The 10469-nt window shown below is 64.3% G+C and carries 8 protein-coding genes; 5 read left to right on the top strand and 3 right to left on the bottom strand.

What is annotated here, in order from left to right; all coding sequences use genetic code 11:
• Positions 1–22 precede the first annotated feature (22 nt).
• The 5 genes from AC0L3J_RS29645 (at position 23) to AC0L3J_RS29625 (ending at position 4863) form a co-directional block, all read left to right on the top strand.
• A complete protein-coding gene (locus AC0L3J_RS29645) occupies positions 23–1123 on the top strand; it encodes an LLM class flavin-dependent oxidoreductase (RefSeq protein WP_473349371.1) in 1101 nt (366 codons plus the stop codon).
• Entirely contained in the window at positions 1120–2058 is a 939-nt protein-coding gene (locus AC0L3J_RS29640; RefSeq protein ID WP_473349370.1) for an ABC transporter substrate-binding protein, read from the top strand. Before AC0L3J_RS29645 ends, AC0L3J_RS29640 begins: the two co-directional genes overlap by 4 nt.
• A 325-nt stretch (positions 2059–2383) precedes the next feature.
• Positions 2384–3229 carry a CmcJ/NvfI family oxidoreductase gene (locus tag AC0L3J_RS29635; protein WP_473349369.1) on the top strand — a complete coding sequence of 282 codons (846 nt, stop codon included), beginning with the start codon at positions 2384–2386 and terminating at the stop codon, positions 3227–3229.
• A 103-nt stretch (positions 3230–3332) separates the two neighbouring features.
• Positions 3333–3644: a septal ring lytic transglycosylase RlpA family protein gene (locus AC0L3J_RS29630; RefSeq protein WP_473349368.1), complete on the top strand. Its 312-nt coding sequence runs from the start codon at positions 3333–3335 to the stop codon at positions 3642–3644.
• 49 nt (positions 3645–3693) lie between these two features.
• On the top strand, positions 3694–4863 hold the full coding sequence (locus tag AC0L3J_RS29625; protein WP_473349367.1) for a Gfo/Idh/MocA family protein: 1170 nt from the start codon (positions 3694–3696) through the stop codon (positions 4861–4863).
• A 190-nt stretch (positions 4864–5053) separates the two neighbouring features.
• Here the strand turns inward: AC0L3J_RS29625 and AC0L3J_RS29620 are convergent, their stop codons facing one another.
• From AC0L3J_RS29620 to AC0L3J_RS29610, 3 genes are all read right to left on the bottom strand, one after another.
• Positions 5054–6364 (bottom strand): ABC transporter substrate-binding protein, encoded by a 1311-nt coding sequence (locus AC0L3J_RS29620; RefSeq protein WP_473349366.1) that lies wholly within the window; start codon positions 6362–6364, stop codon positions 5054–5056.
• A 154-nt stretch (positions 6365–6518) separates the two neighbouring features.
• The gene (gene uvrA, locus AC0L3J_RS29615; RefSeq protein WP_473349365.1) at positions 6519–9035 is read right to left on the bottom strand and encodes an excinuclease ABC subunit UvrA; all 2517 of its coding nucleotides are present in this window, start codon (positions 9033–9035) and stop codon (positions 6519–6521) included.
• A 174-nt stretch (positions 9036–9209) separates the two neighbouring features.
• The gene (locus AC0L3J_RS29610; RefSeq protein WP_473349364.1) at positions 9210–10451 is read right to left on the bottom strand and encodes an ABC transporter substrate-binding protein; all 1242 of its coding nucleotides are present in this window, start codon (positions 10449–10451) and stop codon (positions 9210–9212) included.
• Positions 10452–10469: the final 18 nt, after the last annotated feature.

Genomic DNA, 10469 nt, shown 5'->3' with positions numbered 1-10469 from the left:
CCAAACATTCAGGGAGAACATCATGTCGATCGAGTTCATCGGCTTTATCGCCAACAGTAATGCCTCCGAGACCATCGTACGTCAGGGTTCGGTGCTCGATCCGGTTTATATCGAGACGGTCGCGAAGGCGCATGAGTTCGCGGGTTTCGACCGCGCGCTGCTGGCGTTCCATTCGACCACGCCGGATGCGCTTCAGGTCGCGCAGCATGTGCTGACAATCACCAAGTCGTTGAAAGTGATGATCGCGCAGCGTCCGGGCTTTACCGCGCCGACGCTGCTCGCGCGGCAGCTTGCGACGCTTGACCAACTCTATGGAGGCCGCGTCTCGCTGCACGTCATCACCGGCGGCAATGCAGCCGAGCTCAGGCAGGACGGCAATACGCTGGACGACAAGGACGAGCGTTACGCCCGCACCAGCGAGTTTCTCGACGTGGTGAAGCTGGAATGGACCAGCGAGAAGCCGTTCAACTACAGCGGCAAGTACTACAACGTCGAGAACGGTTTTTCGCAGGTGAAGCCGCTGCAGAAGGCCGGCATCTACACCTTCGTCGGTGGTGGCTCCGACGCGGCGATCGACGTCGCGGGCAAGCATGCCGACACTTTTGCGCTGTGGGGCGAATCCTATGCCCAGGTGCGCGACGTCACCGCGCGCGTTCACAATGCGGCCGTCAGGCAGGGCCGTCCGACGCCACGCTTCAGCCTCTCGGTGCGGCCGATCATCGCCCCGACCGAGAAGCAGGCCTGGGAAAAAGCGGAAGAGATTCTTGCGCGCGCCACCGCGCTCCAGGACAAGACCGGCTATCGCAAGCCCGCCGACGGCCATGCCACCGCCGGCGCGCGGCGCCTGCTCTCGATCGCCGACCAGGGCAGCCGCATCGACAAGCGGCTGTGGACCGAGATCGCAAAGCTCACCGGCGCCAACAGCAACACCACCGCGCTGGTCGGTACGCCCGAGCAGGTCGCCGAGGTCTTCGGCGATTATTACGACCTCGGCGTCAGCCACTTCCTGATCCGCGGCTTCGATCCCCTGATCGACGCCATCGAATACGGCCGCGAGCTGATCCCGCTGACGCGCGAGTTGATCGCCAAGCGCCAGGCCGTTCGCGGCGAGGCGGCGGAATGATCCGCCTGATGCTAGCCGGTGCGCTGCTGTTCGGCTCGTTCGAGCTGGCGGCGGCGCAAACCACCCTCCGCGTCGGCGACCAGAAGGGCAATTCGCAGGCCGTGATGCAAGCCGCCGGCGTGCTGAAAGACGTCCCCTACAAGATCGAGTGGAAGGAATTTCCCGCGGCCGCGCCGCTGCTGGAAGCGCTCAGCGCTGGCGCGATCGAGACCGGGCTCGTTGGAGACGCACCCTTCACCTTCGCCGCCGCCTCAGGCGCGCCGGTGAAGGCGATCGCCGCGATCCGGCAGACCCGCGAGGGGCTTGCCATGCTCGTGCCCGAGAATTCTCCGATCAGGAGCTTTGCGGATCTGCGCGGCAAGAAGATCGCGACCGGCCGTGGCTCGATCGGGCATCAACTGATTCTCGCGGCGCTTGAGAAGAACGGTTGGGCTGCGGCTGACGTGCAGATTGCGTTCCTGGCGCCGTCCGATGCCAAGATCGCCTACACGCAAGGCTCCGTCGACGCGTGGTCGACCTGGGAGCCCTATGTCAGCCAGGAGGAGGTGCTGTTCAAGTCGCGCCGTGTCATCACCTCGGAGGGCCTGACACCGGGGCTGAGCTTTCAGGTGGCGCGGCCCGATGCCATCCGCGACAAGCGCGCGGAGCTGACCGACTTCATCCGGCGCCTTACCGCGGCGCGGGCGTGGTCGTTGAACAATATCGACAGCTATGCCGCGACCTGGGGCAGGCTGATGAGCATCCCGACAGCCGTGCCGCAGAACTGGCTGTCGCGCGCAAAGATCCGGATCGCGCCGATCGATGACGGCGTGGTGGCTGACGAGCAGAGCACGATTGATCTTTATTTCCGCTGGGGCCTGATCAAGCAGAAGCTCGATGCAGCCGAGATCGTGGATCGCTCGTTCTCGGATGCGATTGCGAAGGCGGGGTTGTAGGCCTCTCGTGTCCCGGACGCGACGCTCACCTCTCTCCCCTTGCGGGAGAGGGTGGCTCGCGGCGTAGCGGCGAGACGGGTGAGGGGTTCTCTCCGCGAGTAGCTCTCTCGCATTGAAGCGAGCCGATAGAACCCCTCATCCGGCGCTTCGCGCCACCTTCTCCCGCAAGGGGAGAGGGGAAGTGGCGTACGCGGCGCCATCGTCGAAACATTCCTTCTGCGTTTCGCTGCGCCAACAACACCCGCATTGCTATTTGCAACAACTCCCTTGCGCCGCGCACCCTCCCGGCAAAAATCATACAGACGACCACATCGGGAGACCGGCCATGGGCCTGCAAGAAACAAAAATCGAATCGCTTCCCTTCGTCACCGCCGAACTCAACTATCTCGCGCCGGTTTCGGGCAAGCCGCGCACCTATGCCTTCGATCCGCCGCCTGGCGAGCCCAAGAGCACGTCGTTGCCGGAGCCGCATCAGGTCCCGATCTTCGATGGGCGACTGATCGCACAAAATTTCTCGCTCGACCGCGAAGGCTTTGCGCTGGTGCGGCATCCGACCCAGGTCAAGGACTTCAGCAACGACGACGAGGTGAGGGCGGTCTACTATCCCGCTGTCGAGGCTTTCCTGCGCGCAACGCTGAAGGCCGACCGCGTCGTCATCTTCGATCATACCGTGCGCCGGCGTGTCGAGGGTGCGGCGGATATTCGCGACGGCGGACCGCGTCAGCCGGCAACGCGCGTCCATGTCGACCAGACCGCCATCTCCGGCGCCAACCGCGTGCGCGAACATCTGCCCGATGAGGCCGAGGAGTTGCTGAAGGGACGTGTCCAGGTGATCAATTTGTGGCGGCCGATCCGCGGTCCCTTGCGCGACTCGCCGCTGGCGATGGCTGACGGCACGACGGTGACGCCCGACGATCTCGTCGCCTCGGATCTGATCTATCCCAACCGCCGCGGCGAGATCTATTCGGTGAAATACAATCCGAACCATCGCTGGTTCTATTTCCCGGAGATGACAGCGGACGAGGCGCTGCTGCTGAAGTGCTACGACTCCGTAACCGATGGCCGCACGCGCTTCGGGCCCCATACGGCTTTCGTCGATCCGACCACGCCGGCGGATGCGGCGCCGCGCGAAAGCATCGAAGTCCGCACGCTGGTGTTCCACAAACAGTAACAATGTGTGATGGCACCGCCGGGCGCGGCCCGGCGGCGGCTGAGGAACCCACGGGAACCAACAAACGTTGCTGCGCGGGGCAGGGCCAACCCGGAGCGGTGCCGTGCGAGCGCAGACCACGCTGTTATCTTGCCTTGCCACTTTTTCGCTTTCTGCAGTTTCCTTTGCCCAGGCCGAAAGCGGGCTTGCCTCCTATTACGGATACGGAAAAGCCGGAAAAGGCGAGCTGACCTGCGCGCACCGGACGCGCCCCTTCGGAAGCGTGCTGAGGGTGTCGTACGGCAGCCGCTCGATTCAATGCCGGGTCAACGATCGCGGCCCCTTCATCCGCGGCCGGATCGTCGATCTCTCGGTGCCGGCCGCCAAGGCGCTGGGCATGATGAGTGCCGGCGTGGTGCGGGTGTCGGTGGAATAGACCTGCCAGCGCGCTATAGTGCTGCCCAAAGCATGGGTCAGGGGGCGCTATGGCCAGGATCAAGGTGGGACTCGTGGGCTGCGGCTTCGTGTCGGAGCTGCATATGTATGCGTTCCGGCGCGTCTACGGCGTGGATGTCGAGGTCGCGGCCGTCGCTGCGCGCGGCGACCACGTCGTCGGATTTGCAAATCGCCACCAGATCCCGCGGGTCTATCGCGGCTTCGCCGAGCTGATTGCGGACCGCGAGCTCGACGTCATCGACATTTGCACGCCGCCCAGTCTGCATGCCGAAATGATCGTCGCCGCCATGCAGGCCGGTAAGCACGTGATCTGCGAAAAGCCGTTCGCCGGCTATTTCGGCCGCGACGGCGACCGGCAGCCGATCGGCAAGCATGTGCCGAAGGCGCTGATGTATGAGCGCGTGCTGGAGGAGATGGACGCCACGCGTGCCGCGATCGAGCGCACAGGAAAGCTCTTCATGTATGCCGAGGACTGGATCTACGCGCCCGCGGTGACCAAGACCGCGGAGATTCTCAGAGCGACCAAAGACAAAATCCTGTTCATGAAGGGCGAGGAGAGCCATTCCGGCTCGCACGCGGCCCATGCCGCGCAATGGGCGATGACCGGCGGCGGCTCGCTGATCCGGATGGGCTGCCATCCGCTCTCCGCCGTGCTGTATCTCAAACAGGTCGAGGCCAAGGCGCGCGGCGAGACCATCCGCGTCGCCAGCGTCAGCGGCGATGTCGGCAACGTCACCGCCGTCCTCAAGCCGGAGGAGCGCAGCTACATCAAGGCCAAGCCTGTTGACGTCGAGGATTGGGGCACGCTGACCGCGACGTTTTCGGACGGCACCAAGGCCACCGTGTTCTCCGGCGACATGATCATGGGCGGCGTCCGTAATCTGATCGAGACCTACACGTCAGGCGGCTCGCTGTTCGCCAACATCACGCCGAACAATCATCTGATGAGCTACCAGACCTCCGAGGAGAAGCTCGCCTCCGTCTACATCACCGAGAAGGTGGACCGCAAAACCGGCTGGCAATATGTCTGCCTCGAAGAGGAGTGGACGCGCGGCTATCTCCAGGAGATCCAGGACTTCATGGAATGCGCCGCGACGGGACGGCAGCCGCTGTCGGACCTCGCGCTGGCGTATGAGACGATCAAGGTGAACTACGCAGGCTATTGGGCGGCGGAGGAGGGACGCCGGGTGGTGTTGTAGGGGTCGTCGGCAGCGCCGCGATGTCACCTCGCCCCGCTTGCGGGGAGAGGTCGGATTGCATCGAAGATGCAATCCGGGTGAGGGGGGCTCTCCGCGAGTCCAACTGTCACCGTCTCCGGGGAGGCAGCCCCTCACCCCAACCCTCTCCCCGCGAAGAGCGGGGCGAGGGAGCGCAGTTCCCTTGCGGCGCCTACGTCCCGTAAGTGGATCCCTTCGGCAGCGGAAACACCGGGTCTTGCGTCCGGATGTTGGTCGGCCACACCACCGAGATGTGCTCGCCGGCATTCTGCATCACCACCGGGGTCGATCGCTCGTTCTGGCCGGAGAGCGGCGTGCCCGGCGGGAAGAATTTCACGCCATAGCCCTGAATGGTGCCGCCGGCGGGAATGTCGACGTCGAGCGCGGCCTTACGAATGGCTTCCGGCTCGAAGCTGCCGTACTTCTCCTTGGCGACCGGCAGCACGTTGTTGAGCAGGATCCAGGTCTGGTTGAATCCCATCGAGCAGTGCGGCGGCACGTCGGTGGCGCTGGTCTTGGCCTGGTAGCGCGAAACCATGGTCTTGGTCAGATCGCCGATTCCAGGCGCAAGCTTCGCGGCATCGAGCAGTTGCGCCGGCACCGGATCGATGTTGCAGAAATTGTCGATGTCGGGGCCGAAGGTCGCGCGCAGCTTGTCGAGCTGGCTATAGCCGGCGCCCGCGCCGAACAGCATCTTGAAGCGCAGGCCGCTCTCGCGGGCCTGACGCAGGAACAGGGTGATGTCGGGGTTGTAGCCGGCATGCGAGATCACATCGACCTTGGCGCGCTTGAGCTTGGTCACAAGCACCGACAGATCGGGCGCGGACGCCGAATAGCCTTCGCGCATCACCACCTGGATGCCCGCCTGCTTGGCATAGGCCTCGTCGGCCGCGGCGACGCCGACGCCATAAGGGCCGTCCTCGTGGATCAGCGCAACCTTGACGTCCTTCGGGTCCATGCCGAGCTTGCCCTGCGCGTGCTCGGCGACGAAGCCCGCGAACGCCTGGCCGTACTGATCGGAATGGATCTGCGCGCGAAACACATATTGCAGGTTCTTGTCCTTGAACACGGCCGTCGAGACCGCAGTCGTGATCCAGAGGATCTTCTTCTGCTGCTCGACCTTCGCCGCCATCGGCACCGCGTGCGCGCTGGAATAGACGCCGTTGATGATGTCGATCTTTTCCTGGCTGATCAGCCGCTCGGCCTCGTTGATGGCGACGTCGGCCTTGCTCTGCGAGTCCGCCGCGACCGGCACGATCTTGGTCTTGCCGCCGATGCCGCCCTTTTCGTTGACGAGGTCGATGGCGATCTGCGCGCCGACCGAGGAGGCGACCGAGCCGCCGGCGGCGAACGGGCCGGTGAGGTCGTAGATCAGGCCGATGCGTAAATTCTCGGCTTGCGCCTGAGCCCGTGTCCAATCGAAGCTGAGTGCGGCGGCGGCAGCCGCCGAGCTCTTCAGCAGCTGCCTGCGTGAAGTCGGCATCCTATCCTCCCTCAAAAATCGTCTTATGATTTGGTCTTGTTATTCTTCTTTGAAGTATGGGGAGCGGGGTGGCGGAAAGTCAACATGGCGAAAGTCGGGGTCTGGCTCCGCAGCGCAGAACGCAATTGCGAAATGGGCGGCGACGAGACCCGCGCTATTGTTTCAAGCGACGGGCGAGATAGCCGGCGGTCTTCCCGCCGGCCTTGGCCACCTCGCGCGGTGTCCCTGACGCAACAATGCGGCCGCCTTCATCGCCGGCGCCGGGACCGAGGTCGATGATCCAGTCGCTGTGAGAGACGACATCCATGTCATGCTCGACCACGACCACGCTGTTGCCGGCATCCACGATGCGCTCGAGCTGGGCGATCAGTCGCTCGACATCCCTGGGATGAAGACCGGTGGTCGGCTCGTCCAGGACATAGAGCGTGTGACCGCGTTGCGGCCGCATGAGCTCGGTCGCGAGCTTGATGCGCTGGGCTTCGCCACCCGACAGTTCGGTCGCGGACTGACCGAGACGGATATAGCCGAGGCCGACCTCGCGGACGACCGATAGCGACCGGTTGAGTGTTGGATCTTCGCGGAAGAATTCGAAGGCCTCGTCGACGCGCATCGCCAGCACATCCGCGATGGATTTTCCGCGGATCTTCACCTCCAGCGTCTTGTCATTGTAGCGCGCGCCCTTGCAGGTCGGGCAGGGCGCATAGACGCTAGGCAGGAACAGAAGCTCGACGCAGACAAATCCCTCGCCTTCGCAGGTGCTGCATCGGCCTTTCGCGACATTGAAGGAAAAGCGCCCGGCATCGTAGCGGCGGGACTTTGCCTGCGGCGTCGCGGCGAACAGCTTCCGGACGTGGTCGAACAGACCGGTATAGGTCGCAAGGTTGGATCGCGGCGTACGGCCGATCGGCTTCTGATCGACCACCACGAGGCGATCGACCTGATCGAGGCCGGCGACGATCTTGCCACCCAATGTCTCGACCGCGGGTGCTGCCAGGCTGTCGTCGTCCGCGTCCGCGGCCCGTGCATGGCCGAGATGCTCCGCCACGGCATCGACGAGGAATTGGCTGATCAGGCTCGATTTGCCGGAGCCCGACACGCCGGTCACGCTGGCGAGAACCCCCAGCGGAATATCGACGTCGAGCCCCCGAAGATTGTTTCGGGTCACCCCCCGGATATTCAGGTGGCCCTTCGGCTCGCGGTGGACCGTGGGCAGCGGCTTTCGTGGATGCGCGAGATAATGGGCGGTTCGCGATTGCGCGACCTGCCCGAGCCCTGCGGGGCGCCCGCTATAGAGGATTTTCCCGCCGCCTTCGCCGGCATCAGGCCCGACATCCACCAGCCAGTCGGCATGCCTGATCACCTCGATCTCGTGCTCGACCACGAAGATCGAATTGCCCGCGTGTTTCAGCCGGTCCAGCGCCCGCAGGAGCGCCTCGGTGTCGGCGGGATGCAGGCCTGCGGATGGCTCGTCGAGTACATAGACGACGCCGAACAAATTGGAGCGGACCTGTGTCGCAAGTCGTAGCCGCTGCAACTCGCCCGGCGACAGCGTCGGCGTGCTGCGTTCGCAAGCGAGATAGCCGAGGCCGAGGTCGAGCAGGACGGCCAATCGCGCGGACAGATCCTCGCAGATCCGCCTGGCGACGATGGTCTTCTCCGGTGCGCCGACCGTCGAAGCCTTTGCGAATGGCTTCATCACCTCCTGCAGCTGCTTGAGCGGCAGGTGCGACATCTCGGCGATATCAAGGCCGGCGAACTTGACCTTGAGCGCCTCCGGCTTCAATCGCGTGCCGTGGCAGGTCGGGCAGTCCTGGGTGATCATGAATTGCGCGACGCGGCGCTTCATCATCGCACTCTCGGACTTGGCATAGGTCTGCATCACGTAGCGCTTGGCGCCGGTGAACGTGCCTTGATAGCTCGGCTCCTCCTTGCGGCGGAGGGCTCGTTTGACTTCTGCCGCAGTGTAACCGGCATAGACCGGAACGGTCGGCTGCTCCTCCGTGAACAGGATCCAGTCGCGGTCCTTCCTGGGCAGCTCACGCCAGGGCTTGTCCACGTCGTAACCCAGCGTCGTCAGGATGTCCCGAAGGTTCTGCCCCTGCCAGGCACTCGGCCAGGCCGCGACTGCGCGCTCGCGGATCGTCTTGGTGTCGTCGGGCACCATGGATTTTTCGGTGACGTCGAGCATCCGGCCGATACCGTGGCAGGTCGGGCAGGCGCCTTCCGGCGTGTTCGGCGAGAACGACTCCGCATAGAGCATCTTTTGTCCGCGCGGGTAATCGCCGGCACGGGAATAGAGCATCCTGAGCAGGTTCGAGATGGTCGTCACGCTGCCGACGGACGACCGCGTCGTCGGCGCGCCGCGCTGCTGCTGGAGCGCTACGGCGGGCGGCAGGCCTTCGATGTCGTCGACCTCAGGGATCTGCATCTGGTGGAAGAGGCGCCGCGCGTAAGGCGACACCGATTCCAGATATCGCCGTTGCGCCTCGGCGTAGATCGTCCCAAAGGCGAGCGAGGACTTTCCGGAGCCCGACACGCCGGTGAACACGACGAGGGCATTGCGCGGAATGCTGACGTCGACGTTCCTGAGGTTGTGCTCACGCGCGCCGCGCACGCGAACGAAGCCGTCGTCCTGCATCAGGCCATCGGGTCGTCTTAGTCGGTCGTCCATCTGGCTGCTCCGGCCCACGCATGGGAGGTTAACGGCAGGATCGCAGGATGGGTCCACCGATGCCAGCATACCGGTTGCGTTCTGCACAAAGCGAAGGCCCGCCGCGGTGGATGCGACGGGCCTTGCAAGGGTGATGGGGCGCTCGGGACGGGGCCCGGTGCCCAGTCCGGCCTATTACTGCGACAGCTTCACGAAGCTCGGAAACTTCAGCTTGCCCTCGGCGATCTTCTCGGGCCAGACCACGACCTGCTTGGAGTCCTGCCACTGGAAGACCAGACCGGATACGGTCGTCGGACCCGACTTGATGCCGTGGGTGAACTCGTCATCCTTGCCGTAGAATTGGATGCGGCCGATCGTGCCCTCGTAGTCGGTCTTTTCGAGTTCAGTGACCATCTTGTCGGGATCGGTCGAGCCCGCGCGCTTGATCGCCTCCGTGATGAAGTAGACCTCGTCATAGGCGGTGTAGCCGGTATAGGCCGGCGGCGCGCCGAATTTGGCCTTGAAGGCGGCCGCGAACGGTTTCGTCTTGGAGGTCACGGCGACATCGGGCGTCGCGACCGCCAGTGACGGGACGCCGTCCGCGGCGCCATTGGTGTCCTTCCAGAAGGTCGGGCTCAGCGCCTGCGCGCTGATGCCGAACATCGGGACCGGCACCTGCTGGTTCTTCCACTGCACCGTCGGCTGCACGCCGACATGCGAGATGCCGGTCACGATCACGTCCGGCTTCTTGGCCTCGATATTGTTGAAGATCGGCGTGAAGTCGGTGGTGTCAGGCGAGAACCGCACGTGCTCGACGACCTTGAGGCCCGCTTTCGGAAGACAGGCCTCGTAGCCGACGTCGAGCGGCTTGGTCCAGGCGGCGTCCTCGCTCATGATCGCGACCGTCTTGAACTTCAGCTTGTCGACCAGCAGATCCTTGGCGGCGTCGCAGACGAGCTGGGCTTGCGCGGCCGAAGTCAGATAGCCGTGGAAGGTGTACTTGTTCTTCTCGTAGTCGTTATGGATCGCCTTGGTGATCTCGTTCGACGCGGCGCCGGGGGTGATCAGCGGCATCTTCAGTCGCGCCGCCCAGGGCTCGAGCGCGAGAACGACCTCGCTGATATAGCTTGCGATCACGGCGGAGACCTTGTCCTCGCTCACCGCGCGCTGGAACGCACGCACCGAGTCCGCAGAAGAGCTCTTGTTGTCGTAGGTCACGATCTCGATCTTGCGGCCGAGAATGCCACCCTTGGCGTTGATTTCGTCGGCGGCGATCTGCGCGCCGCCGGGCGTCGCGGCCCCCGCGATCGACTGCACCTCGGCGATGACGCCGATCTTGATCGGGTCGTTCGACTGCGCGTAGGCGGGAGCGGCAAGGCACAGCGCCAGCGCGGAGGCGAGGAGAAAGCTGCTGCTCAAATTTGGCGATGGTCGCATGGTCGTTTCCCTTTGCTT

The sequence above is a fragment of the Bradyrhizobium sp. Kon37 genome (genome assembly GCF_055807535.1).
This window is presented reverse-complemented; position numbering and strand designations above follow the sequence as displayed.

What these genes read in the sequence shown, in the direction of transcription:
- AC0L3J_RS29645 (WP_473349371.1), top strand. Translation starts at nt 23, where the DNA reads ATGTCGATCGAGTTCATCGGCTTTATCGCCAACAGTAATGCCTCCGAG.
- AC0L3J_RS29625 (WP_473349367.1), top strand. Translation starts at nt 3,694, where the DNA reads ATGGCCAGGATCAAGGTGGGACTCGTGGGCTGCGGCTTCGTGTCGGAG.
- AC0L3J_RS29635 (WP_473349369.1), top strand. Translation starts at nt 2,384, where the DNA reads ATGGGCCTGCAAGAAACAAAAATCGAATCGCTTCCCTTCGTCACCGCC.
- AC0L3J_RS29610 (WP_473349364.1), bottom strand. Translation starts at nt 10,451, where the DNA reads ATGCGACCATCGCCAAATTTGAGCAGCAGCTTTCTCCTCGCCTCCGCG.
- AC0L3J_RS29640 (WP_473349370.1), top strand. Translation starts at nt 1,120, where the DNA reads ATGATCCGCCTGATGCTAGCCGGTGCGCTGCTGTTCGGCTCGTTCGAG.
- uvrA (WP_473349365.1), bottom strand. Translation starts at nt 9,035, where the DNA reads ATGGACGACCGACTAAGACGACCCGATGGCCTGATGCAGGACGACGGC.
- AC0L3J_RS29620 (WP_473349366.1), bottom strand. Translation starts at nt 6,364, where the DNA reads ATGCCGACTTCACGCAGGCAGCTGCTGAAGAGCTCGGCGGCTGCCGCC.